General features: G+C 63.9%; 22 protein-coding genes. 9 read left to right on the top strand and 13 right to left on the bottom strand.

The window, feature by feature from the left end; translation table 11 throughout:
* Positions 1-126 precede the first annotated feature (126 nt).
* The gene (locus VFO25_01090; protein ID HET9341493.1) at positions 127-2,049 is read right to left on the bottom strand and encodes an ATP-dependent DNA helicase; all 1,923 of its coding nucleotides are present in this window, start codon (positions 2,047-2,049) and stop codon (positions 127-129) included.
* 98 nt (positions 2,050-2,147) lie between these two features.
* Between VFO25_01090 and VFO25_01085 the strand changes: the two genes are divergently transcribed.
* From VFO25_01085 to VFO25_01060, 6 genes are all read left to right on the top strand, one after another.
* Positions 2,148-2,333, top strand: coding sequence for a hypothetical protein (locus VFO25_01085; GenBank protein ID HET9341492.1), 186 nt, complete (start codon positions 2,148-2,150; stop codon positions 2,331-2,333).
* Positions 2,334-2,411: 78 nt separating this feature from the next.
* Positions 2,412-3,446: an L-threonine 3-dehydrogenase gene (gene tdh, locus VFO25_01080; protein HET9341491.1), complete on the top strand. Its 1,035-nt coding sequence runs from the start codon at positions 2,412-2,414 to the stop codon at positions 3,444-3,446.
* The gene (locus VFO25_01075; protein HET9341490.1) at positions 3,386-4,636 is read left to right on the top strand and encodes a glycine C-acetyltransferase; all 1,251 of its coding nucleotides are present in this window, start codon (positions 3,386-3,388) and stop codon (positions 4,634-4,636) included. Before tdh ends, VFO25_01075 begins: the two co-directional genes overlap by 61 nt.
* A gap of 102 nt (positions 4,637-4,738) precedes the next feature.
* Positions 4,739-5,935: a hypothetical protein gene (locus tag VFO25_01070; protein ID HET9341489.1), complete on the top strand. Its 1,197-nt coding sequence runs from the start codon at positions 4,739-4,741 to the stop codon at positions 5,933-5,935.
* 89 nt (positions 5,936-6,024) lie between these two features.
* Positions 6,025-6,279: a UBP-type zinc finger domain-containing protein gene (locus VFO25_01065; protein HET9341488.1), complete on the top strand. Its 255-nt coding sequence runs from the start codon at positions 6,025-6,027 to the stop codon at positions 6,277-6,279.
* Positions 6,276-7,157 carry a DUF5996 family protein gene (locus VFO25_01060; GenBank protein HET9341487.1) on the top strand — a complete coding sequence of 294 codons (882 nt, stop codon included), beginning with the start codon at positions 6,276-6,278 and terminating at the stop codon, positions 7,155-7,157. The genes VFO25_01065 and VFO25_01060 overlap by 4 nt, the downstream gene beginning before the upstream one ends.
* On the opposite strand, the gene VFO25_01055 is transcribed toward VFO25_01060, so the two are convergent.
* Both VFO25_01055 and VFO25_01050 read right to left on the bottom strand, forming a co-directional pair.
* Entirely contained in the window at positions 7,154-8,497 is a 1,344-nt protein-coding gene (locus VFO25_01055) for a serine hydrolase (protein ID HET9341486.1), read from the bottom strand. The genes VFO25_01060 and VFO25_01055 overlap by 4 nt on opposite strands.
* On the bottom strand, positions 8,494-9,987 hold the full coding sequence (locus VFO25_01050; GenBank protein ID HET9341485.1) for a serine hydrolase domain-containing protein: 1,494 nt from the start codon (positions 9,985-9,987) through the stop codon (positions 8,494-8,496). Before VFO25_01050 ends, VFO25_01055 begins: the two co-directional genes overlap by 4 nt.
* Before the next feature lie 60 nt (positions 9,988-10,047).
* Here VFO25_01050 and VFO25_01045 point away from each other — a divergent pair, with 60 nt between their 5' ends.
* Positions 10,048-10,644, top strand: coding sequence for a cob(I)yrinic acid a,c-diamide adenosyltransferase (locus VFO25_01045; protein ID HET9341484.1), 597 nt, complete (start codon positions 10,048-10,050; stop codon positions 10,642-10,644).
* Positions 10,645-10,981: 337 nt separating this feature from the next.
* On the opposite strand, the gene VFO25_01040 is transcribed toward VFO25_01045, so the two are convergent.
* The 3 genes from VFO25_01040 to VFO25_01030 all read right to left on the bottom strand — a co-directional run bounded on the left by VFO25_01040 (position 10,982) and on the right by VFO25_01030 (position 13,476).
* On the bottom strand, positions 10,982-12,394 hold the full coding sequence (locus VFO25_01040; GenBank protein ID HET9341483.1) for a glycoside hydrolase family 125 protein: 1,413 nt from the start codon (positions 12,392-12,394) through the stop codon (positions 10,982-10,984).
* A 123-nt stretch (positions 12,395-12,517) separates the two neighbouring features.
* Positions 12,518-12,751, bottom strand: coding sequence for a hypothetical protein (locus VFO25_01035; protein HET9341482.1), 234 nt, complete (start codon positions 12,749-12,751; stop codon positions 12,518-12,520).
* A gap of 161 nt (positions 12,752-12,912) precedes the next feature.
* Positions 12,913-13,476 carry a hypothetical protein gene (locus VFO25_01030; protein HET9341481.1) on the bottom strand — a complete coding sequence of 188 codons (564 nt, stop codon included), beginning with the start codon at positions 13,474-13,476 and terminating at the stop codon, positions 12,913-12,915.
* A gap of 146 nt (positions 13,477-13,622) precedes the next feature.
* Between VFO25_01030 and VFO25_01025 the strand changes: the two genes are divergently transcribed.
* Positions 13,623-14,819, top strand: a complete 1,197-nt coding sequence (locus VFO25_01025; GenBank protein ID HET9341480.1) for an MFS transporter — start codon at positions 13,623-13,625, stop codon at positions 14,817-14,819.
* A 10-nt stretch (positions 14,820-14,829) separates the two neighbouring features.
* On the opposite strand, the gene VFO25_01020 is transcribed toward VFO25_01025, so the two are convergent.
* The 5 genes from VFO25_01020 to VFO25_01000 all read right to left on the bottom strand — a co-directional run bounded on the left by VFO25_01020 (position 14,830) and on the right by VFO25_01000 (position 20,238).
* Complete coding sequence (locus tag VFO25_01020) at positions 14,830-15,570, bottom strand: hypothetical protein (protein ID HET9341479.1); 741 nt, start codon at positions 15,568-15,570, stop codon at positions 14,830-14,832.
* Positions 15,571-15,652: 82 nt separating this feature from the next.
* Positions 15,653-17,584, bottom strand: a complete 1,932-nt coding sequence (locus VFO25_01015) for a M48 family metalloprotease (GenBank protein HET9341478.1) — start codon at positions 17,582-17,584, stop codon at positions 15,653-15,655.
* A 145-nt stretch (positions 17,585-17,729) separates the two neighbouring features.
* Complete coding sequence (locus VFO25_01010) at positions 17,730-19,187, bottom strand: amidase (GenBank protein ID HET9341477.1); 1,458 nt, start codon at positions 19,185-19,187, stop codon at positions 17,730-17,732.
* On the bottom strand, positions 19,184-19,495 hold the full coding sequence (locus tag VFO25_01005; protein ID HET9341476.1) for a twin-arginine translocation signal domain-containing protein: 312 nt from the start codon (positions 19,493-19,495) through the stop codon (positions 19,184-19,186). Before VFO25_01005 ends, VFO25_01010 begins: the two co-directional genes overlap by 4 nt.
* A gap of 23 nt (positions 19,496-19,518) precedes the next feature.
* Complete coding sequence (locus VFO25_01000; protein ID HET9341475.1) at positions 19,519-20,238, bottom strand: SDR family NAD(P)-dependent oxidoreductase; 720 nt, start codon at positions 20,236-20,238, stop codon at positions 19,519-19,521.
* Between the two features lie 80 nt (positions 20,239-20,318).
* Between VFO25_01000 and acs the strand changes: the two genes are divergently transcribed.
* Positions 20,319-22,304, top strand: coding sequence for an acetate--CoA ligase (gene acs / locus VFO25_00995; protein ID HET9341474.1), 1,986 nt, complete (start codon positions 20,319-20,321; stop codon positions 22,302-22,304).
* Between the two features lie 174 nt (positions 22,305-22,478).
* On the opposite strand, the gene VFO25_00990 is transcribed toward acs, so the two are convergent.
* Positions 22,479-24,344 (bottom strand): multicopper oxidase domain-containing protein, encoded by a 1,866-nt coding sequence (locus VFO25_00990; protein HET9341473.1) that lies wholly within the window; start codon positions 24,342-24,344, stop codon positions 22,479-22,481.
* Positions 24,341-25,039 (bottom strand): metal-dependent transcriptional regulator, encoded by a 699-nt coding sequence (locus VFO25_00985; protein ID HET9341472.1) that lies wholly within the window; start codon positions 25,037-25,039, stop codon positions 24,341-24,343. The genes VFO25_00990 and VFO25_00985 overlap by 4 nt, the downstream gene beginning before the upstream one ends.
* Positions 25,040-25,464 lie beyond the last annotated feature (425 nt).

Genomic DNA, 25,464 nt, shown 5'->3' with positions numbered 1-25,464 from the left:
AGGTCGGCTCCGGTCGAGCTAAAGCTCGACCGCTACATTTTCGTCGTCAGGGCAAGGTCGTCCGCTCCATCGATCGCGATGCGAGGTCGGCTCCGGTCGAGATAAATCTCGACCGCTCCCCAGAGTCTATGCTGGAGCCGGCGCTTGCAAGAACGAGCGGACGTCGTCGAGCGAGTGCACTCGCTTTGCAGGCGGCAACGCCTGCATGATGCGCCGCCCGTACGCCTTCGTCTGCAGTCTGCCGTCAAGGATGCACATGAGGCCGCGGTCGCTACGGCTGCGGATGAGCCGCCCGAGTCCTTGTTTCAACCGGACGATCGCAGCGGGCACCATGAGCGCGTCGAACGGATCGACGCCGGATTCTTCGAGCAGCATCGAGCGCGCGGCGACGATCGGATCGTCGGGCGGCGGGAACGGCAGACGGTCGATGATGACGCACGATAGCGTTTCGCCGACGACATCGACGCCTTCCCAGAACGACGATGTCGCGAAGAGCACGGGATTGCTCTCCGCGCGGAACCATTCGAGGAGACGCCCCTTCGGCGCATCGCCTTGCGTCCGGCATCGGAACGGCAGACGCGGCGTGATGAGATCGGAGACCGTGCGCAGCACGGCGTTGCTTGTGAAGAGCACGAATGCGCGCCCGTTCGTCGCGTCGAGGATATCGGCGATCACGGGCGCCGCGTCGAGCGCGAAGCGCGGATCGCGCGGATCGAGATGCCGCTCGGGCAGGTAGAGCATCGCTTGGCTCGGGTAGTCGAAGGGCGAATCGACGACGAGCTCGTCGGCAGGCGACGTCGATAAACCGACTTGCCGTCGCAGGTATCCGAAGTCGCCGCCGACCGCGATCGTCGCGCTCGTCAAGACGACGCTTCGCGCCTTTTCGAACAGAAGATCGCGAAGCAACGGCGCGACGGCGACCGGCGCGCATAGCGCCGCGTAAGAATCGCGCGGCTCGCCGACCCGCTCCGCCCAGCAGATCCAGTCTTCGCCGTCAAGACGCAGGCGCTCGATCGTCTGCGTCTGCGCCACGACCGCACGCGTGAGCAGGTCGCGCTTGCGCTCGAGGATTTGTTCGTCGAGCGTCGGGAAGCGCGCGTTCTTCTTCCACCGCTCTTCGATCCAGTTCTCCGTCCGGTAAAGCGCGCGCTGGAGCGGATCCATGAGCTCGAGGGCGTGCGGATTGCGGTCGAGGCGGTAGCGGTTCGACGCGCCGCGCGCGAGAGCGGAAGAAAGGTTGTCGGCCGATTCGCCGAGCTCGGCCGCGAGGCGCTCGTCGAACACGTACTGCCGCTGTATCTTCCGCAGCAACCGTCCGACGCTCGCGCGCGATACGGACGACGAGAACGCGGCCGTCGCCCATTGATCGACTTGGTGCGCCTCGTCGAGCACGGCGTAGTCGTACGGCGGGATCAGGCCGCCGCCCATCGCGAGGTCGAGGAAGAACAGCGCGTGGTTGACGACGATGATGTTCGCGTACCGCGCTTCCTCGCGCGCGCGCATGTGATGGCAGCGTTCCGGCCCGAAGAAATCGCAGGCCTCCATGATGCAGTCGTCGGCATCGGTATCGAGATCGGCCCACAAGCGCGGCGACGGTACGAAGTCGAGCTCAGCCCGGTCGCCGGTCTGCGTCCGCTCCGCCCAATCGAACACGGCGACTTCTTCCGGCGATCGCGCGAGGACGAGCTGGCGCCGCATCGCCTCGAGCTTGTCGCGACAGATGTAGTTCGAACGGCCTTTGAGCTGCACGACGAGCGCCTTGCTCTCTAGCGCGCGCAGCAGGAGCGGGATATCTTTGTTGATGAGCTGGTCTTGGAGCGCGAGCGTAGCGGTCGATACGACGACGCGTTGGCCCGAGAGCAGCGCCGGCACGAGGTAGCCGAACGATTTGCCCGTGCCCGTGCCGGCTTCGACGAGCACGTGCATTTGCTCGAGCAGACCTCGGTGGACGAGTTTCGCCATCGCGGTCTGCTGCGGGCGATGCTCGTAATCCGAAAGCGCGGCGGCTATACGGCCGCCTTCGCCGAGCACCTCGTCGATGGTCAGCATGGGCCAGCAGGCTTAACGAACGGACGTTCGAGGCCCTTCGACGGTCGCCGAGACTCCGGAAGGTCGCCCGCTCCGGCGTGCCACAATCGGTCTGCCCCATGAAGAAGCGCGTCACGAAGGCGAAGATCGCGGAAATCGAGCGGCGCATCGAGATACAGCGCAAGCGTGCGGTCCGGCCCGCCACGCCCATCAACGCGCACGCGTCCGTTTCCAAATCGCTCGCCGAGAAGAAGAAAGCGCTCGATCGCAAGGCGCGCCAGCGCAAGGATTGGGAGAAAGAGTAGTCTAGGCCGCGGCGGTCGAGCTAAAGCTCGACCGCTACAGAGGTCGAGCGCTCCCACCTCTGAGAATGACCCGCACCGATGCGTGCACTCGTCAAAGAAGCACCTGGCCCAGGCATGGTCCTGAAGGACGTTGCGAAGCCCACGATCGGGCCGACCGACGTCCTCATCCGCGTCCGAAAGGCCGGCATCTGCGGCACCGACGGACACATCTGGCACTGGGATAAGTGGTCGCAGGCGCGCGTCAAGCCCCCGCTCATCGTCGGCCACGAGTTCATGGGCGACGTCGCCGAAGTCGGCGCTGCGGTCCGAGCCGTCCAAATCGGCGACCGCGTTTCAGCCGAAGGGCATATCTCGTGCGGCGTATGCCTCTTATGCCGGACCGGTCAGGCGTACATCTGCGAGCACGTGAAGATCATCGGCGTCGATCGCGACGGCTGCTTCGCCGAATTCATCTCGATGCCCGAGAACAACGTCTGGAAACTCGACGCCTCAGTGCCCGACACGTGGGCGGCCGTCTTCGATCCGCTCGGCAACGCGGTGCACTGCGTCATGACCGCCGGCGTGAGCACGAAGAGCGTCGTCATCACCGGCGTCGGCTCGATCGGGCTCATGGCCATACCGGTGGCCCGCGCAGCGGGTGCGGCGAAGGTCGTCGCGATCGACATCAATCCGGCGAAGCTCGAGCTCGCGAAACGTCTCGGCGCCGACCGCGTCTTCGACGCGCGCGATGAAGGGCTGCAGCAGCGCATCCTCGAGGAGACGAACGGCGACGGCGCCGACGTGCTGCTCGAGATGAGCGGCAGCGGGGCGGCGATCAATCAGGGGCTCGGGTTCGTCCGTAACGGCGGACGCGCTGCGCTGCTCGGACTTCCATCGGACAACGTCAGCGTCAACCTCGCCGAGAACATCATCTTCAAGGGATTGACCGTCCTCGGCATCAACGGGCGCAAGATGTTCGAGACGTGGTACCAGACGCAGGCGCTCGTCGTCTCCGGCCGCGTCGACCTCGGGCCGATCATCACGCACGTCTTGCCGTTCGAACGCTTCGAGGAATGCTTCAACCTCTTGCAAGACGGCAAGGCAGCGAAGATCGTCATGGACATCGCATCATGAACCAGTCGTACGACCGCAAGCTGAAGGCGGATCTCGAATCGTTGCGCTCGGCAGGCACGCTCAAGGTGCTCCGTCACATCACGACGCCGATGGAAGCGACCGTACATATGGAGGAGGCGGGTGACGCCGTCGTCCTCTCGAGCAACAATTATCTCGGGCTAGCGGACGATCCCAAAGTCGTCGCCGCTGGGATCGAGGGCCTCAAGCGATTCGGCGCCGGCACGGCGAGCGTGCGCTTCATCTGCGGAACGCTTTCGATCCATCGCGAGCTCGAGGACAAAATCGCGTCATTCCTCGGCACCGAAAACGCCCTGACGTACGTCTCGTGCTGGAACGCGAACACGGGCCTCATCCCGACGATCGCCGTCGAGGGGACCGCGATCGTCTCGGACGAGCTGAACCACGCATCGATCATCGACGGCTGCCGCATGGCGACGCAATCGCAGCGACTTCGCTACCGCCATGCCGACATGGCCGACCTCGAGAGCAAGCTCGCTGCGCTGCCGCCGGACATGCCGAAGTTCATCATCACCGACGGCGTCTTCTCGATGGAAGGCGACCTCGCGAAACTTCCCGAGATCGTCGCGCTCGCGAAGCGCTATAACGGCGTGACGATCGTCGACGACAGCCATGGCACAGGGGTCATGGGCGCGACCGGCCGGGGCACGATCGAACACCACGGGCTGACCGGCCAGATCGACATCATCACCGGAACTCTCGGCAAAGCATTGGGCGGGGCCGCGGGCGGCTTTGTCGCCGGTTCTGCGGCGCTCATCGATACGCTCATCCAGAAATCGCGGCCGATGCTCTTCTCGAACGCGCTGCCTGCGACCGTCGCATCGAGCGCGCTCGCAGCGATCCGCGAGCTCGATGCGAATCCGGGCCTGCTCGCCAAACAGCGCCAGAACATAAAATATTTCCGCGCCGGACTTGCGTCGCTCGGTTTCAAGCCGCTCGACGGCGACAGCGCTATCATCCCGATCATCGTCGGCGAGACGGCGTTCGCGATCAAGATGAGCGACATGCTGCTCAAAGAAGGCGTCTTCGTCACGGGCTTCGGCTTCCCGGTCGTGCCCGAAGGTTCTGCCCGCATCCGCGTCCAGATGAGTGCGGCGCTCGAGCAATCGCATCTCGACAAGGCGCTTGCCGCGTTCAAAAAGGTCGGACGCGAACTCGGGCTCATCAAGTAGCGTCGGCTAGAAGAGGAGGGCTCGCGCCTTCATGCGCTTTTCACGGCGAGCCCCTAAGCTCTAAAGCCGGAGGTATTCGCCTTGAGTCTCATGCCGAACCCTATGATTCGACTCGCCTGCGGTCTTGTCGCGCTGGTATGCGCGACGGCGTCGACCGGGGCATCGTTCGCGAACCAGGCCCGTATCGCACTGCCGGAGTTCGTCCCCTCCGCGCTCGGACGCATGACAGAATCGGGCTTCACCGCCGGCAAGGTACTCCATACGGCAGACGGAGGACAGGTGTTCGGATTCTCGATCGATCTGAACGGCGACGATGGACTGCTGGCGTCTTCGGAAACGGTGTCGGGCGGCAACGTCAAGTCATCGGTCGAAACGTTCAGCCAGTCGACGGCCACGATCACTAAGGTCGTCGCGCGCACGAACACGATGGACGACTTCGTCGATCTCGGGATCTTCGGAGGCGACGCCGGCCTCATCGAGCACGAGCACGTCCTAGGCTTCCTGCAAATCAGACGTACGTTCCACGTCTTGAACCCGGTGACGGGGCAAGCGTTCACGACGACGTGGACGCCGCCGAATCGCGCGAACCTGCTCATCCAACAGACCGCCGACGATCATCAATCGACGCCGCAAGCGGTCATCTTCGGGACCACGAAGTCCGGCGCGCCGCTGATCTTCACATCGGACGTCGCCGCGAACACGTTCGGGCACGTCTTCCATCTCGACCCCACGCTCTTCGCCTTGAACAGCGGGCTGCAGCTTGCGCAAGACGTCTGGTCCGGGCAAGCGATCTTCGGACTATCGCCTGACGGCGGCACGGTGGGGGGCTCGGTTCCCGACATCGAGATGGTCGATCTGACGACTGGCCACGTGAAGGGATTCCAAGGCGTGCCTATCCCGCCGTTCAATTCGGGCTTCGTCAACGGCATCGCGGTCGACGCGGCAAACGGGATCGCGTGCACGACGACCGAGCTCGACGCGTCGGTGGAGTTCTACGACCTGTCGACTGGGTCGGGCATCGCCGTGCAATTGCCCGGCTCGGAGGGCAACCAGTTCAATTCGGGGGAGGCCGTGGTGGTCGATCCCATCCACCACCTGTTCCTGGTCGCGCAGCCGAACGGCACGGTCGGTCCGTCCGGCAGTGTCGTCGACATCTACGACGAGCAAGGAAACTTGAAGAAGTCGATAACCGGTTTCGTGGCGTTCGGCGTGACGCCCGAGCTCCAGGTCAACCCGAAGACGCGCGTCGGATTCGTGTCGGGGCCGACCCCCGACGCGGTCACGGAATTCGCCTACTAGCGACCGAGCGTCGACCACCCCGTGCGGCGGGATAATGCCGCCCGCCCGCCCAAGCGCCGCCGTCCCCACGTCCGATGGAAGGCAACGGCATGGCGCAGTGCACCCACCTCGATAGCATCCGCGACGTCACCCCGAGCTCGCGCGGCTGCGAAGATTGCTTGAAGATTGGCGACGATTGGCTGCACCTGCGCGAGTGCCTGACGTGCGGGCACGTGGGCTGCTGCGATCAGTCGAAGAACAAACATGCGACGAAGCATTTCAGGTCGAGCAACCATCCGATCATGGCGTCATTCGAGCCTGGAGAGGATTGGAAGTGGTGCTACATCGACGAGATAATGTGGTGATCGCGCCGGCCCTGCCGGCCCTGCCGCTCGAAGAGTGGCGCGCGACGAAAGACACGCTTCAGCTCTACATGCAGATGATCGGCAAGCTCAAGATAGCGCTGTCGCCGCCGGAGCCCGAGTGGGCGCACGTCACGCTGTTCGTGACCTCGCGCGGCCTCACGACCGGTCCGGTGCCGTACCGCGACAGGACGTTCCAGATCGACGTCGATTTCGTCGCGCACGAGCTGCAGCTCCGGTCGAGCGACGGCCGCGAGCGGTCGTTGAAACTCGAGCCGCGCACCGTCGCTTCCTTTTACGAGGATCTCTTCGCGCTGCTCGAAGCGATCGACATCATCGTCGACATCAACCCGATCCCGCAAGAAGTGGTCGACCCGATCGCGTTCGACAAGGACGACGTCCACTCGTCGTACGACGCCGGCGCTGTCACACGTTTCTTCCGCCAGCTCTCGTTCGCCGACACCGTGATAAAAGAACACCGGGCGCCGTTCGAAGGCCGTCATACGCCGGTGCAATTCTTCTGGGGAGGTTTCGACCTCGCATACACGCGCTATTCGGGCAAGACCGCGGCACCGCCGCCCGGGGCGAGCCGCATGATGCAGATCGCGATGGATGTCGAAGAGATCTACGCGGGATACTGGCCCGGCGATTTCCGTTATCCGGCGCCGGCCTTCGGCGCGTACGTCTACCCGAAACCCGAAGGCATCGAGCGCCGCGTCATCGGACCGAGCGGCGCTGCATGGAACGAGCAGATCGGGTTGTTCCTGTTGCCGTTCGACGTCGTTCGGACGGCGGCGGATCCGGTGGCGGCGCTGCGCGAATTCCTCTCGACGACGTACGAGGAATGTCGGGCGTGCGCGGGCTGGCAGGCCGCGAGCTAGAGGCCGATCGAGAGCGCGGAGATCTTTCCCGAAGCGTCGATACCCATGATCAAGTGGATCCCACGCTTCGCGAACGTCGCGTCGAAGCCGTAGCTGCGGCCGCTCGCGTCCTCGTCGACACCGGTTTCTTTTATGCTCTTCAAAACGCCGAGCGCGCGCAACTGCGCGCCGGCCGATCGGACGATGTCGTCCGTCATGACCGCGCTCATCTGATCGGTGAGCTGCGTGCGGTCGATGTCGCCGCGCGAGATCCGGCCGATCCACTCGCGCGCGCGGTTGACGGCGGCAAGATCAGCGCTCGACGGCGCAAACGGGTGGACGACGTCGAATATCTGGAGCGCGAGACGATCTGCCGCGAACGTGTTGCCGGTGTTCGTCAGGACGATGACGTCGGTCCGATCGTCGGGGAAGGCCGCATTCATCGCGTGAAAGCCGGCCACTTCGCCGTTGTGCCAGAACAGTCGACGGCCATTGTGCCTGACGGCGACCCATCCGAACGCGTAGTCGGTCGCCGCGCCGCTATCGAGGATACCCGCGGTGAACATCTCGCGCAGCGATCCGGCATCGAGAAGCCCGGGCACCCGCAATGCGTCGTCCCAGCTCGCCAGATCCGCGACGGTGCTCGCGATCGATCCGGCGGCATAACCCCAATCGGCGCTTTCCGCCGCGACGGGTTGAGGCCCGTTCGATGTCGCCGTGTAGCCGGACGCGAGCGGCGCATCGGTCCGCGTGCCGTCATTGTAGAACGTCGCGGCGAGACCGACGCGCTTGAGAACTCTCGAATCGAGGAATGCCGGATACGTCTGCCCGGAGACCTTTTCGACGACGAGGCCGAGCAGATAGTAGTTCGAGTTGGAATACTCGTAGCGCGAACCGGGCGGGAAGAGCAGATCGGTTTTCGCGAGCCGTGCGACGACCTCGTCGTGCGACAGCCGCGATGATGTGTCGATCGACCCGAGCCGAAAATCGACGACGCCGGATTCCTGGTCGAGCAGATGCCGCAGGGTCACGCGTTCGCCCCACGGCAGGCCAGGGACGTATTGCGATATCGGGTCGTCGAGAGAGAGCTTCTTGTCTTGCGCGAGCAGCAGGATGCACGCGGCGGTGAACTGTTTGGTGATCGAGCCGATCGGATACGCGGTGTCGATAGCGGCGCGTTTTTTCGATCCGATGTCGGCGAATCCGTAGCCGCTTTCGAACGCGATCTTGCCGCGCACCGAGACGGCGACCGTCGCGCCGGCGATGTGCTCGCTCGCAAGAGTTTTCTTGACGAGTCCGTCGATCGCGTGGCTTTGGGCGGCCGTGATCGCTGCTGCGACCGCGAGCGCCGCGAACGTCATATCGGCTCGACCGTGAGCGAACCGACCTTGCCGGCGGCATCGAGCGCGACGACGAAGCCGATCGCCCCCTGCTTGAACGTCACGCTATAGGTATAGACCGTCTGCGTCCCGAGCAGGTACTTGTCGGTCTGTTCGAATTTCACGGGCGCGCCGAGCTTGCCGAGTTGCGATTTCGCCTGCGAGAGCAACGAGGGCGTCAGGCGTTTTGCCGCCTCTGGGCGCAGCTGACTTCCGCTCAACGTTCCCGCTTGGAGCTGGCGGAAGATGTAGCGCGAGCGCGTCGCAGCGGCCGAATCGCCGGACTGCTCGGCCGCGATCTGCGCCGGCGTCGGCGGGAAGAACATCGCGAAGATCTGACGCACGATCGGCCCCGCGTCGAACGACTGCGAATTGCCGAGCACGACGACGTCGAAGCCATCGTTCGGGAAGGTCGCGTTGCGGCCGTTGTATCCCGGTAGACCGCCATTCGTGTCGATCTCGCGGTGGCCGTAGAGCGATTCGATCGTCCAGCCGTATCCGTAAGGCACGCTTGTGCCGTCGCTCAAGATCGTCGGGCTCCACATCTGGCGCAAGTCTGCGTCGTTGATCACTTTGCCCTTCAAGAGCGCGGTATCCCAGACGGCAAGATCGAGGACGTTCGACACGACGCCGCCCGCGGAGTACGCCCAATCGAGGTCCCACGGCTTGTCAGGGCGCATGCGGTCGCCTTGCAAGATGTAGCCGGTCGCCATGTCCGGCGATGAAGCGCCCGCATTGCCGTACGTCGTGACGAGCATGTTGAGCGGCTTGACGATCTTCGTGAAGAGCTCGTCGACGTACGACGACCCGTCGGCCTTCTCGATGATCATCCCGAGAAGCACGTAGTTCGTATTGCTGTATTCCCACTGGGTGCCTGGATCGAAATCAAGCGGCAGCTGCTTCACGGTCGCGATAATCGCGTCGGGCGTCGTCGGGGTGAATGCCGCTTTGGCGAAGGTCGGCTGATCGGTGTAGTCGGGAATGCCGGAGCGCATGGAAAGAAGATCGCGAACGGTGATGTCCTTCGCGCGTGGGAAGTCCGGCACGAATTTCGCGAGCGGAGTGTCGAGCGTGAGCCGCCCGTCCTCGACGAGCGACAGGATGACGGCTGCCGTGAACTCTTTCGTGATCGAGCCGACTTGGAAAAGCGACGCGTCGCGCATCGTCTGTTGCAGCTCGACCGACGAGAGTCCGTAACCGCGCGAATAGACGACGCGCCCGTCACGCACGACCGCGAGCGATATGCCGCCGACCGCTTGGGCCTGCAGCGATTGGATGGCGATCTGATCGATCTTGCGCATCTGATCGTTGGTGAGCGCGGCGACCGACGGGAGCGCTGCAGGCGTCGGCGTCGCGACGGGCCTGCCGCCGAACGGCAAGCGAACCGGCGCTGGGAATGGCGTGGTCGTGGGCGTCGGCGCCGCGCTGGTTGCGGACAAAAGCGCGGCGGCGATAAACGTCGCGAGAATCATGGCTTTTCCTGTTGAAGAGTACGAAGCGGACCTCCTTTTCGTTCCAGCGAACGACCGCGCATGGCGCGCGTCACTCGCATTTACACCCGGAGCGGCGACGACGGCACGACCGGACTCGTCGGCGGTCAGCGCGTCGCGAAGAGCGATCCGAGAATCGCGTGTTTTGGCGCTGTGGATGAGTGTTCGAGCGTCATCGGCCTGGCGCGACGCGCCCTCGCCGATAGGCCTGTAGACGAACGAACGGCATTCCTCGACTCGCTTCTCGCCTGGACGCAAGACGCATTGTTCAATCTCGGCAGCGACCTCGCGACGTTGCCGAAGGACCGCCGCGAAGGCATGCCGCGGATCGATCAGAGCTACGTCGACGCGCTCGAGACGGCGATCGACAGAATGCAGCGCGATCTCGAACCCTTGAGCACCTTCATCCATCCGGGCGGATCCTACGCTGGTGGATTCCTTCATCTCGCGCGGACGGTATGCCGTCGCGCCGAGCGGTCACTCGTGCAGCTCGCCGCCGACGAACCGATCGAGCCGGTCGTCATGCGCTACGTCAACCGGCTCTCTGACGCGCTCTTCGTGTGGGCGCGCTGGGTCAATCATGTGCTCGGCGAAACCGAGCATCAATGGAATCCAAAAACCGCCCCTCCCGATATGTAGCGGTCGAGCTTTAGCTCGACCGAAGACGACCTCGCATTGAGCCGGAGGGGAGCGGTCGAGCTTTATCTCGACCGAAGACGACCGCGCCTTGGCGACAAAATGCAGCGGTCGAGCCTTAGCTCGACCGAAGACGACCGCGCCTTGGCGACGAAAATGTAGCGGTCGAGCTTTAGCTCGACCGAAGACGACCTATCACGACAGACCGCGGCGGTCGAGATAAATCTCGACCGCTCCTTTTACTTGGGCAAGACCGCGGCGGTCGAGATAAATCTCGACCGCTCCCCTTATCACTTAGGCAAGACCGCGGCGGTCGAGATAAATCTCGACCGCTCCCTTTTTAGAGGACGCTTTGTCGGAGCGCTTCGATAAGCGTTCCTTGTACGGAGAGTTGATCGGTGAACGAGTCGACGACGATCGGCGGCACGAAGTGCGGGAGGACGTGGGGGAAGAGATCGACGTGCGACGGCTGCGGCGGAACGCCACCGACGCTTCTGAATAGGAGCTCGGCGTACGAAGCGTTGCCCCAGCCGAACTCCGAGCGCGTGAATCGCGCGGGGTCGTCGGGGTCGAAGCTCTCGTGGATCAACCCGTCGGTGCTTCGGGTGGACTCGATCATCTTGATGAGCGCGGTCACCTCGGGCCGGCTTCGAGACGTCAACGCCTGGCCGATCAGCCCGAGCGGCCAAACCCAACCGGTCGGCGTGTGCGGGCTGCCAAGGCCGGTCGCGAAGCGTCCGGTGTAGTAGTACGGGTTGCTGCTCGAAAGCGCGAAGGCGCGCGTGTTCTCGTATACGGGGTCGAACGGCGAGACGTATTCCCAAAGCGGGGCCGAGACGAGATTCGGCAGATTCGCATCGTCCATCAGCTCGAAGCCGCCAAGGCCGTCGACCTCGTACGCGTACATCCAGCCGTGATTGAAGTCGTAGATGACGCCGTAGCGCTCGATGCCCGCGCGAACGCTGTTCGAAAGATCCATCGCGATCGTCGCCATGTGCGGATCGCCGAAGCCGGCGATCGCGAGCTCGCCTATCTCCTCGAGGGCGACCGAAACGAACATGTTCTGCGGGATGTTGAACGGATATTTGACGCGATCGTCAGATGGGCGGAACGCGCCCCAGACCATCCCGGTCTCCGCGTAAGCAGCGCCCGCGCCGTGGTTCGGCAGATAGCGGGAGCGGTAATCCGAGCACGCTTCGTGATGGATCTCGCACTCGTACGTCGCAAGCGTGTGCTCGAGCGCCCAGCGCTCGTGTGGCGTGAAGATCGCCCGGTCATGGGTCTTCGTCCAGTAAGCGTAGGCGAGCGTCACGGGATAGCCGAGCGAGTCGGGCTCCCACTTCCCTTCCCACACCTTGAACCCGGCGGTGAACGCGTTCGCGTGCGGATCCGTGAGGACGTTGCGCGCGTTGCGCTCGATGACGGCTCGGATGATCGGCCTGAACGCCGGGATCTCGTTGGCGAAGCGCACGTACGGATACGTCTGCGCTGACGAGTCGCGCAGCCACATCGCCGGAATATCGCCCGTCTGGACGTACATCTCGCCGTCGTCTTGGAGGAAAAAGTCGGAGGCGACGGTGTGGAACAACGTGTCGGCGTCGACGCGGAGGACGCTCGGCGTCGCTCCGCTCAACGTTACGTTGATCGTCCGCGGCTGCTGCGCGGACATCTCGGGTGCGAGGCCGGTCACCGAAAGGATGAGGATCGATAAGATCGAGATGGCGGCGAGCGCGGGTGGTCGCGTTGCGGTCACTACCGCGCGATTCGCGCAGGCGGCGAGCATTCCCGGCGCTTGGCCGAGAAAATCGAGCGGACCGCCAAGTGAGCGGTCCGCGCCGAGATGACCTGTCCGGAGCACGGATGCTCCTCCGAAGGACTACGAGACGAGGCGCAGCGGCTCGACGCCTTGGTGATCCGCTACCGAGCACGCATCGATGATGTTCATGACATGCTCGATCTCGCGCAATTCAGCTTGACGGAGAGCGACGGCGATCATGCCCGTGATGACGGCGGCGCCGACGGCCGCGATGCCGACCGCGACGAGCGGGCTCAGGCTATACGTCGCTACGAAAGCGATCGAGGCGGCGGCTGCGTAGGCGATGTGGCTCATCTTCGTCTTCTCCAAATCGAGCGTTCTTGTCGATAGGATATGCGCGAAGACCCGTTCGTTACAGCTCATTGCGACGCGAGGTTGGAATTGGTCGCCGTCGGCGCGCAGTGCGCTCCGTCACAGGCTATATGAATGTATCGAAGCGGCGCCGATCGGCGCGCTCAGGAACGACCGTATCCGGCTTCGTGATACCACCGCATATAAAGCGTTCGGGCGATCTCGCCGATCTCGCTCAAGGCGCTGATGTGCGCGTGCGCGACGGCATCGTCGAGCTCGCACGCCGTGTTCGTCGCGCGGCGCAGCGCCGTATTGACCCGGTCGCTCATGTCGGCGACGCGCAGGCACTGCGTCTTCGTCTCGGTCGGTATCTCGGGCGTGCCGTTCGGACGCTTCCCGTAGCGCGGCGGGTCGAGCGCCTTTGAGATCCAGCGCATGCAATCCGCAAGCGTTAGCGCGCGGCGCACCTGCTCAGGCGTCCTCAACTTCAGATGCAATAGGGCGATGAGCTCGGCGGCGCGCCAACGCACCTCGTCCGCGATGAGCATCGCGTCGAGGATGTCGTACGGCGGACTCGTGTCGGGCGAATAGTCCATCCAGCGGGCGGTGACGTTCCACTCCGACGGCGAGTTATAGAGCGCCTCGAAGGTCCAAGACACATCGGGTCCGCCGAGGTGATCGCGTTTGTGCGAGCGCCGCTCCGGACGACCGTGATCGTTTTCGCCCATCGGGGCGCGGATGCGGACGGCGCTTCCTCGTCTCCTCTAGCGAGCGGGATGCACGTCCGGATTTTCCTGCTCCTTAGGGCAGGTGCCCGTCGCGCCCTCAGTCTTCGTGGAGGTCGCCGCTCATCGCCGAAGCGAAAGAACCGCGCGTGAATCTCGTCTTGCGCCTGCTGCCGATCCTCGGCATCACGTTCATCGACATCTTCGGTTTCAGCATACTGATACCGATCGTGCCGATCTTCGGCAAACATTTCGGGGCGACGGACCTCCAGGCGGGGCTCCTGTTCTCGGCCTACTCCGCCTTTCAGTTCTTGGGCGGCTTCGTGTGGGGACGGATCAGCGACCTCATCGGCCGCAAAGCGGTCTTGATGGTGTCGCAGGTAGGCGCGACGATCGGCTGGGTCATGATGGCGTTGGCGCAGTCGCTCCCCATGGTCTTCGTGGCGCGCATCGTCGAAGGCGCGTCGGGCGGCAACATCAGCGTCACGCAGGCGTACGTCGCAGATAAGGTCGAGCCTGCGCTCCGCTCGCGCGCCTTTGGGCTGGTCTGGGCCGCGTTCGGTATGGGGATGATCTTCGGCCCGCTGATCGGCGCGCCGCTGTACGCCCGCTACGGCTTCCCGGCGCCGTTCCTCTTCGCGGCCGCGCTCCAGTTGGTCACGCTGATACTCACTATCTTCATGTTGCCCGAGTCGCGTTCCGAGGGGACAAAGGTCGCGACGCTTGGCGACATACTCCAGTCGCTCGGACACGGCGAAATCGCTCCGCTGTTGTGGCAGCAGTGGATGTATTCGCTGTCGATCTACGCGATGTTCGGCGTGTTCGCGCTGTTCCTCCAGGCCGTGCTCGGTTTCGATCCGACCTCGCTTTACTATTTCTTCGCCGGCTTCTCGGTGTCGAACGTCATCATGCAGGCCTTTGTCGTCGGGCCTGTCAGTGAAGCGCTCGGCGACCGGCGCTGCTCCAACCTCGGCATCGCCATTACGATCCTCGGTTTTTGCGCGGTGCCGCTGGTCCATTCGATATGGACCGCGATGCTGATGATGGTGCCCTTCTCCGCGGGCATGGCGCTGACGCGTCCTTGTTTGAGCTCGCTCATCGCCAATCGGACGCCCGAGAACCAACGAGGCGTCATCCTCGGTACGGGATCGTCGCTCGACAACTTGTCCGGCGTCGTGATGCCGCCCATCGCTACCGGTCTGCTCGGTTCGTACGGGCCGCCGTTCGTGTCGTCGCCGTCCGCGCTCTTCGCGCTCATCGCGTTGACGATGGGTCTGATCGCGACTCGCAAGGATCCGGCCGTCGTCCCGGCCACGGTCCTCGAGTCACCGGCCGCCGCCGACTGACGAACCGGGATCAGAACGACTTCAGGTAGGCCACGATCCAGACGGCGCCTGTGATCTGGAAATTGAGCGCGAATTCGGACCAATTCCCGTGGGCTTCGGGGTGCGTGACCACCGCCGGTACCCAGATCAATAAACCGAACAGCGCGAGCATGAGCGTCATCAGGCGCGTCGCGAGGCGGGCCTGACGATTGATGAGGATGGCCACCGCCGCGAGCGCGAACGCGATCGTCGTGAGCACGGCCCAGAACGTCTGATTCGGCGGGATCCACGTCGGGACCAACGTCGCCGTGAAATGCAGATAGAAAATCTGCGCGAGCGTGAAGGAGACCGCGCAGAGCCCGAGCCCGAGTCGAGCGACGCGGCCGAGCGCCGCGGATTGCGCCGCGTCCGCCTCGGTCGCCGCGTACAACGCGATCGCACCGCACACCATCGCGAACTCTTCGAAAAAACCCACGTACGACCCGTACGTGGCTGGAGCGGCGGTGATCCCTGGAACGGCGGCCAGCGTGAAGAGCGAATAGACGCCGACCAAGACGATCGAGGCCACGCGATCGGTGCGCGGGAACAAAACGCCGATCCCACCCGCGACGAGCAACACCATGAGGCAGTCGCCGATCGCCGTGCCGAATGGCATGCTCAATATCTTGAACGGGGTTTGCCACGTATCGGCGTCGTGCCACATGAGCGAGATGACGCCGAACAGCACCGTCGATGCGGCGAAGACGAGACAACCGATCAGCGTCGTTCTCATGCGAACCATACCGGGACTGAGGGAACGACCGCGGCGGTCGAGATAAATCTCGACCGCTCCCTGACCTCGGCCGTCGAGCGCACTACGATGACTTCAGGTCCGACGGCTTTTCGATGTAGTCCTCGAGCAGCAGACCTTCGGCGACCTCGAGCGATTCTGCGAACAACCCGTCGTGTCGCGCCATATCGACGACGGTTTCACCGGTGTTCCGCTCGACTGCGAGGATCTTCGAGACCGGTCGCTTCGTCTCGAACGCGTACCACGCGGCGGCTCCGAGCTCGCCCGGCGTCACGCCCGACGCGAGCGCGGCCTGATAGTCGGGGATCTGCACGCCGGGGAATCTGAACGAGAGCGCGCGTTGGTACGCGGCGTAGCGATCGGGTGAGGACTCGAGATCGTTGAGCGTCACCTGCGTCGACAGGCTGCGGCTCTGCGCGGCATACATCTCGTTCGATGCCTGCGCGGCGAGCACTGCGCGGTGATCCCACTCGGCGAGCGCGGCGTTCATCGCCAACTGGACGGCCGGCATGTCCTTCGCCGAGATATCGCCGCCGGTCGTATCGAGCCGGTTGAGCGCTGCGAAGAAGTCGCTCGCGACGGCGATCGGGTGGCTAACGCCTTGCGCGTCGAGATCTTCAACACCCGGTATCGCAGCCTCCGCCCGATTGATCGAGTCGACGATATCGTCGGCCGATTGGCGCAAGCCGTTTGTCATCGACGGGTACCACGGCAGGAGCGCTTGGTACTTCGGCGTCAGCGGACCGTCGCGGAACGGATCCATCATCGCCTTCATCGAGCCGCGGACGTCGTCGATGAGGCCGGGTCCGGTCCCCATGACGTCGGACGTGAGATCGATCGTGCCGTTGATGTCGCGCGTCAACTTGTTGAGGCCGTCGACGGCGATCGAGAGGTTGTTGCCCTTCTTCTTCGGCTCGCCGAGATTCGGGGCGGCGTTTGAAAGCTGTTCGAGCTGATTGACGAACGTTTCGACCTTCTGACCGCCGGATTTCGCGCTCGCTTCGGCCGCCGACAAATCGTCCTTCGCGACATTGTCGGCCGCTACGAGCTGCGAGGCAGCTGAAGCCGGCGCTGAGGCGTCCGTTTCGAACGCCGCCGCGGACATGCCGCGCGGCGCACCGCCGTCGTTCGGCGGCAGTTCGGATGTCGCGACGCGAAGCGACGATTGCTCCGAGCGGGCGAGCGTATCGTTCGGATCCTTCGAGATCGCCTCATCGAAGCGGGCGGCCGCATACGTGTAGCGCCCTTCTGCGGTATCGTGGATCGCTGCAGCGGTTATCGTCGACGCCGTCGCCTGCGAAAGCTCGGGATAGCCGAGCAAGTGCGCGACGCGGTCCTGCGGAGCCGGGTGATCGATGAAGTACTTGTCGGTGTCGCCCGTGTCGCCTTCGACCTTTGCGAGCTGGACGAATGTGTCGACGTCCGAGCGCGGATCGTACCCGGCCTCGGACATGAGGAGTAGGCCGTACTGATCGGCCTGGAGCTCGTCGAGCCGTGAGAACTTCAGGTAGGCGAGATTGCCGGCAGTGCCGCCGAGCAGATAGCCGATCGGGCTCAGGATCGAGAGCACGCCGATGAGGATGCTGAGCAGATTGCCCTTGTTCTGCAGCGACGTGACGTGACCGCGTTCGACGTGGCCCATCTCGTGGCCCATGACGCCGGCCACCTGATCGTCCGATGAGGCGAAGTTGAGCAGCCCCATGTCGACGTGGATGAAGCCGCCGGGCAGGGCGAACGAGTTGATCTCGTTCGAATCGATGATCTCGAAATGGTAGTTGATCTCGGTACGCGCACGGTGCGCCGCGAGCTTCGTACCGATGGAGTTCACCCAGCTCGTCAGGAACGGGTCGGTGACGAGGACGCTCTGGCTATCGACTTGGTCGTTGAGCTGCTTGCCCCATTGGATCTCCGCCTGCGTGCTCATGGCCGAGGCCGGCGCAGGCAGCGACGCGGACAATAGACAGATGATGAGGACAGCGCTGATGCAGCGGCGCATTGATCGTGTTCTTTCTTTGTCGTGTCGTAGGCCGCCCTAGAAGTTGCGATGTTCGAGGGCGGCACCACTGCCGCCCTCCACTCCTATCTCCTTTCGTTTCCATAGAATATTCATAGAGATGACGCGTTCGCGTCACGCGGTCAGGTCAAGCGAGGGCCGGCCGCCGAGTGTGCCACTGCGTTCGACCTTGATACGCCGCCCCCAGCGACGCGAGCCGCCGCTCTTCGAACGCCGGCGTCACGAACATGATCCCGGTCGGCAATCCGTGGATGCCGAACCCAGACGGCACCGAGATGGCGGGGATGCCGATGAGATTGCACGCGCTGATGAGCGGCGTGTCGTTCGTCCCCGGATACGCCTTGTCGAACGTGATGTCGATCGGCAACGCGACCGTCGCGAAGGTCGGCGCTGCGATGACGTCGATCCGCTCGAAGAGCTTCGCGAACGCCGATTTCATCGGCGCGCGCATGCGCATCGCGTCGACGTAGTCGACAGCCGGCACGAGGAAGTTCGAGTATCCGCCGCGCCGGCCGCCCGGGTCGGACAGCGTCTGAACTCGCCCGTCCTGGATGATGTCGCGGAACGCCGCACCGCCTTCGCCGGCGATGATCGCCCCAATGCAATCGTCGTATGGATATTTCGGAAGATCGATCTCGACCGGCTCGCCGATGACGCCGGCCATACGAAGCGTGTCGAGCGCAGCCTCGAAGTTCTTCCTCACCTCCGGTTGGACTTTGTCGGTCGCATGACGGATGATGCCGACGGTGATCGGCCGCTGCGCGGCGGCCATGCTCGAGTGCACGGCTTGGGGTCCAAGCGGCGCCGATCCGAAAAGCGGCGAGCCGTCGTAGCTGAGGCTCGACGCGGTCGGATCGTCGGGATCGTAGCCTGCGATCATCGAGAGCACGACATGCGCGTCGCTCGCGGTGCGGCACATCGGGCCGAGCTTGTCGAGCGTCCAACACAGCGCCATCGCGCCGTGGCGGCTCACACGGCCGTACGTCGGCCGGATGCCCGACAGGCCGCAGTAACTCGACGGATTCGTGATCGAGCCGTCGGTTTCCGAACCGATCGAAAACGCGACGCAGCCCGACGCGGTCGCCGCGCCGGGGCCGCTCGACGATCCGCCGGTCCAATAGTTCTTGTTCCACGGATTGCGGCACGGCCCGGTGAACGACGCGTCTGCTTGATCGTAGCCCATGCCGCCCGCGAGCTCGATCATCGCGAGCTTCGCGACGAGCACGGCGCCCGCTGCTCGTAGACGCTTCACCACGGTTGCGTCGTAGTCGAACGTCTGATCCTTGTACGGTGCCGCGCCCCACGTCGTCGGTCCGCCCGTCGCGGCGAGAAGATCTTTGACGCCGAACGGGATGCCGACGAGCGGCCCTGCGCGATCGCCGACGCGCGCCAAGAGATCGTCGGCCTTCGCGGCATCGACGAGCGCGAGGTCGTCGAAGATCGTGACGACGGCATTGAGCGACTTGCCGATCGTGTGGAGGCGCTTGAGGTAGATCTTCGTCAGTTCGACGGACGATACGGTCTTCGCCCGGAGCATCGCACCGAGCTGCTCGATCGAGGAGAATGCGAGATCAACGTCCGTCATCGCCGCTTCGCCTCGGGACCTGCGGTGAAGACGAAATCGGGTTCATCCCAATTCCGCAGCGTCGCTTTGCGAAACTCGGCTGCTACCGGCGCATAGCCGTCGATGTCGCCCGCGATCTTCTCGACGAGCTCGTCGCTCAGCTTCGCTTTCGGCATAGCCTGCCGCAGCCAGCGCGCCTGAGCGAGCGCGAGGGACGACGGGCCTTTAGGTGCGGCGGCATCGACCTCGGTCGAAGTGTCCGCCATGCCTGCGAGGCCCGCTGCCGCAGCGACTGCGCTTGCGGCGATGAACGATCGGCGAGATGGCATTTGAGTGTGACCTCCTTTGCGTTTCACCAGTCGATGACGACGCCGGGATGGCGCCAGAAAAGTCCGGTCTGCCCGGGCGGTCGAGTTGCGAGAAAGAGCGCGACAGCGGCGGCCTGGTCGGGATCGACCGTCGCATTTGGGCCGCCCATCGCCGTCCTCGCCCAACCAGGATGGAACGAATCGACGAGAATGCCGCTATCGGAGACCGCCGCGGCGAGGGCTTGGGTGTACGCGTTGAGCGCCGTCTTGCTGATGCAATACGCGGGCGCATAGCCCGCGCTGCCGCCGGTAAGCTGGCCCATCGTCGACGAGACGTTGATGATGCGCGAGCCGCGAACCATCTTCGGCAGAAGCGCCTCGCTCATGGCGATCGGACCGAAAAGATTGATCGCGAGCGTCTCGTCCATGATCGCGGACTCCATCCGGCTTGCGGGCGTCTTCCGATCTTCGTCCGTCAAGATGCCGGCGTTGTTGACGAGCAGGTCGATACGCTCGAAGCGGTGCGACAATTCTTCTGCCGCCCGCTTGATGGCCGTGCGGTTCGCCATATCGGCTTCGACGACGACCGGCGAGGCGCCGGCCTTTGCCACGTCGCTTGCCGCACGTTCGCCCTTTGCACGATCTCTGACGACGAGCGCACACGTCGCGCCTTCCCGCGCGAAAGTCTGCAATATCGCGAAGCCGATGCCTCGATTCGCCCCCGTGATGACGGCGATGCGGTCGGCGAGCACGCCCTGCGCCATATGGCGACGTGCATTCGCTTCGCCGGACCGCTTCCATGCACGGCAAGGAGTGGCCCTGAAAGGCCGTCAAAAGGGGCACCATGGCCGACCAGACGACTGATCAAGGACAAGCGATCGAGGCGCTCTTCGCGGAGAAACGCACGTTCGCGCCGTCGCCGGAATTTCAGAAAACGGCGCAGTGGAAAGACCCGGCGGTTTACGAGCGCGCCGCAAAGGACTTCGAGTCGTTCTGGGCCGAGCAAGCGCGCCGCCTCGACTGGTTCGAGCCATGGAAGACAGTTCTCCAATGGGATGACGCGCGCAAGGCCGCACGCTGGTTCGACGGCGGCCTCATCAACGCGTCGTACAACTGCCTCGACCGTCATGTCGCGGCCGGACATGGCAGCCAAGTCGCTTTTGCCTGGGAAGGCGAGCCCGGCGATACTCGGACGTTCACGTATGCAGATCTTCTCGCCGAGACGTGCCGCCTTGCGAACGCGCTCAAAGAACTCGGCGTCAAACGCGGCGATCGCGTGGCGATCTACATGGGCATGGTTCCCGAGCTGCCGGCGGCACTGCTCGCATGTTCGCGCATCGGTGCGATCCATTCGGTCGTCTTCGGCGGATTCTCGGCGGACAGCTTGCGCGACCGCATCCAAGACGGAGCGTGCAAGGCGCTCATCACGCAAGACCAAGGCTGGCGGCGCGGCAACAAGATCCAGCTGAAAAACATCGCCGACGACGCGCTCAAAGCAACGCCGTCGATCGAAAAGGTCATCGTCCTTAAACGCACCGGCGATGCGGTCGATTGGACGCCGGGCCGCGACCACTGGTATCACGACGTCGTCGCTCGTCAAAGCGACAAATGCGAGCCCGAAAAGATGGCCGCCGAGGATCCGCTCTACATATTATATTCGAGCGGCACGACCGCGCGTCCGAAGGGCATCATGCACACGACCGGCGGCTATCTCACCGGCGTGTCGTCGACGCACAAATATATCTTCGACATCGACCCGGCGCGCGACGTCTTCTGGTGCACCGCCGACATCGGCTGGGTCACGGGCCATTCGTACATAGTTTACGGCCCGCTCGCGAATCGCACGACGAGCGTGCTTTATGAAGGCACGCCCGATTTCCCCGACAAGGACCGCTTTTGGGCGATCGTCGAGAAGTACAAGGTGACCGTTCTGTACACGGCGCCGACCGCGATCCGCACGTTCATGAAGTGGGGACCGGAGTATCCGAAACGGCACGACATGACATCGTTGCGGCTGCTCGGATCGGTCGGCGAGCCCATCAATCCGGAAGCGTGGATCTGGTACTCGGAGCATATAGGCGGCGGGCGTTGTCCGGTCGTCGACACATGGTGGCAGACCGAGACCGGCATGATCCTTTTATCGCCGCTGCCGGGGATCACGAAGACGAAGCCCGGGTCGGCCACCTTCCCGTATCCGGGCGTATTTGCCGACGTCGTCGATCAGAGCGGAGGATCGGTGCCGCTCGGAGGCGGCGGCTATATCGTCATCACGAAGCCGTGGCCGGCGATGCTGCGTACGCTGTGGGGAGATCACGAGCGATATCTTACGACGTACTGGAGCAAGTTCGGACATCTCGGCTACTATTTCCCAGCCGACGGCTGCAAGCGCGACGAAGAGGGCTACTATTGGCTGCTCGGGCGCGTCGACGATGTCATGAACGTCTCGGGCCATCGTATCTCGACAACCGAGGTCGAAAGCGCATTCGTCGATCATCCGATGGTCGCAGAGTCTGCGGTCGTCTCGAAGAAGGATGACATCACGGGCGAGGCGATCGCCGCTTTCGTCACGTTGAAGGGCGGCGGCATCGGGTCGAAAGAGGACGCCGACAATCTTCGCAAACACGTCGCATCGAAGATCGGCGCGTTCGCTCGGCCCAAATACATCACGTTCACGCCCGATCTGCCGAAGACGCGCTCGGGCAAGATCATGCGCCGCCTCTTGCGCGACGTGATGGAAAACCGTCCGCTCGGCGATACGACGACGCTCGCGGACGCGACGGTCGTCAAGAACATCGCCGACCTCGCAAAGACCTCTCCAACCGAAGAATAGCATTCTCGCATTCGCTCTAAATGGGAGCGGTCGAGATTTATCTCGAGCGCCGCGGCCTCCCCTCGCGAAGAAAAAAGGGAGCGGTCGAGATTTATCTCGACCGCCGCGGTCTAGCAATAGCAAAGTCGTCTCCGGTCGAGCTAAAGCTCGACCGCTACAAGACCGCGGTCTTGACTAGGCGCCGGCGCTGGCGAGCACGAGATCCGTGCCGAAGCCGAGGATGAAGCCGGCGAGCACGCCGAACGCGGCGAGTTCCTTGTGGCCGATGCGCCGCCCGGCGCTCGTCATCTCGCCGATGACCCACATGATCGCGCCGGCGGCCAGCGTCAGGAACGCGACCGACAGGATCGGCGACGTGAATCGATAGCCGACGACGGTGCCCAGGAACGTCGGTGCGCCGCCGATGAGACCGAGGCGCAAGATCTGCCAAAAACCCGTCGGTGCCCGGCCCGCGAGCGGCGCCGCGATTCCGAAGCCCTCGGTCATGTTGTGCAAACCGAAACCAATGATCAAGACGACCGCAAGTTGCACCGCCCCGGTCGCAGCTGATTGGCCGATCGCGAGCCCTTCGCTAAAATTGTGCGACCCGATGCCGAGCGCGATCGTCATCGCGAGCCCCATCGGCGAGATCTCGCCGCCGCTCTTATAGCGGTTGAGCGCGAAGCGCGAGATGATGACGAGGCCGACGAGGCCGATCGTCAGGCCGGTGAGATACGTCGCGACAAGGGTCACGAACGGTGCGGCGCTCACGCCGACCTGCGTCGCGGCGAGGGCCGTCGTGATCGGCTCGCCGGCCTGCTTCAATATGTCGTAGAGCAGGAAGAACAGCACGCCGATCGCGGTCGCGTTGAGAAACGCGATGCCACGAGTCGGCAAGTTCTTCATCGCGGCGAACGGCAGTCCGAAGAAAATCGTCAGCCCGGCGATCGCCCCGAGGATGATCGTCGTCGTCGCGTCGAGCGGCGGTCCGATCGCACCTCCGCCTTCACCGCCGTCGGCGGGCATCGGGCGCATCTTGTCCGCCATCGCCATCGAGCCCATCGTCGATGGTACGCCTTCGTACTGGATCGTCGTGATAAGTCCGCCGGGGCCGACGCCGCCGTTCATCATGTGGTCGGCGACGTGGCAGTGCACCATCCATGTGCCAGGCTGAGCGTTCGCGGTGAACGCGAGGTCGCGGGTTTCGCCCGGGCCGATATTGACGGTCACCATGTTCTGGCGTTGCGCGGGCGCGACGTCCTGGCCGTCTATCGCGACGATCTGAAAGCGATGCCCGTGCAAGTGCATCGTGTGGAATTCGGTTCCGCTGATGTCGATCGTCCGCAGGCGAACGCGATCGCCTTTTCGCACCATGAACGGCTTCGTCAGCGGATAGCTCTTGCCGTCGATGCTGAAGTAGTTCTCCGCCGTGCTGTGTATGCGCCACGACGACACGAGCATGAGGTAGTCGCGATCGTAGCGATCCTTCGCCGGCTTCGCCGGGTCGACGACGAACGCGCCGTAGAGCCCGCTATCGAGCTGGAACAGATCGTCGTAGTGCGTGTGATAGATGTACGTGCCCGGATCGGTCGCGGTGAATTCGTAGACGAACGTCTGACCCGGCTGGACGGCCGGTTGGCTCATGCCGGGAACGCCGTCCATGTCCGCGGGAACGTCGAGCCCGTGCCAGTGGATGGTCGTCGGCTCGGGCAGATGATTCGTGAAAAGAACGCGGACGCGATCGCCCTGGCGCACGTGGATCGTCGGTCCGGGCACAGTTCCGTTGTACGTCCACGCGTCGACACTGATCCCCGGCGCAACCGTCCAAGGTTTCACTTCCGCGATCAGTCTGATCGTCTTGAGATGACCGGTCGCTACGGGCGGCAAGGCGGGAAGCAGATCGAAGTCGCGCTGAGCCGCTGATTCGGCTTGCGCTATCTGCGCGTCCGTCGGCGAGAGATCGTTCTGAGCACGGGCCGGCGTCACGAACAGGGTGGTGATCGCGATGACGAGCGCGGCCGCAGTGATGACACCGCCGCGCGGTAAGATCTTCGAGATCACGCTTGCGGGTTTCTCACGACGACGGCGGCGGCCAGTTGGACGCTAACGGCGTGCTGCTTACCGCCGACTTCGATCTTCTGAAGTCCGACGGCGCGCTCGCGCGATACGACCGACACGCTGACACCCGGCTTGACGCCGATCTCGTCGAGAAAGCGCAGCAGTTCGGGGATCTCGTTCTTCACCTCGAGCACAACCGCGGGAATGCCGAGCGCGACGTCGGCGAGGTCGATCGCGTCCTCGTGCTGCCACAACGATCCGTCGTCGCGCGGGATCGGATGACCGTGCGGACACGTCGTCGGGTTCCCCATGAACGCTGCTAGATGGCGCTCGACGAGCGGCGAGATCGCGTGCTCGAGCCGGCACGCTTCCGCGCTCGCAGCCTCCCACGACACGCCGAGACAATCGACGAGAAGCCGCTCCGCAAGCCGTTGGCGACGGAGCGTGAGCGCGCCGATCCGCGCGCCGGCATGCGTCGGGATGACGCCGTGCCGGCCGTCGTGCCGGACGTAACCGTCCGAGTCGAGGCGCTTGAGCATCGACGATGCCGAGGCGGGCGAGACCGCGAGCTCGTGGGCGATCGCCGATGTCGGCACGGGTTCGGCGCCGTCAAACAGCCGGACGATCGATTTGAGATACATCTCGACGTTCGGGCTTACTTCGTGCTCGTCGGGGGCGACGGCGGGCGCCGATTTCAAGGCGGACGTAGTCATTGTGGCAAACCTATAAGCGCGAGTTAGGGTTGCCTAACTTCCGAATTAGGCTCGCTTATCCTTGCCGGAATTGTTGACAAAAAACAACGAGCGACCCGTCCGAGAAGCGAGAGAAAATCAAGAACACCTTACCGCGTAATGACGCGATTCAAGCTTTCTTAGAGACCCTGTCCGAGCCAAAACCGAAGGCGGGGAAGAGACGTTAACATTAAAGACGGCCGCATCAGTGCGGCGGTTTTGGTCGCTTCCGCCGACGGGACTCGATCGGTTCTTTAGACGGCTTCTCGTGCGGCAGCATAAGGCAGTCGGAACACACCATCACAAGCCTAGGCTGATCTGGAAGTCTGACCAGCTTATCTTTCGACTCGCCGCAGATGTCGCAACGCAAAGAAAAATGGCTTTCCAAGGGC

This window comes from Candidatus Eremiobacteraceae bacterium (genome assembly GCA_035710745.1).
GTDB lineage: Bacteria > Vulcanimicrobiota > Vulcanimicrobiia > Eremiobacterales > Eremiobacteraceae > JANWLL01.
Note: the sequence above shows the minus strand (reverse complement) of the source record. Positions and strands in the feature narration are given on the sequence as shown.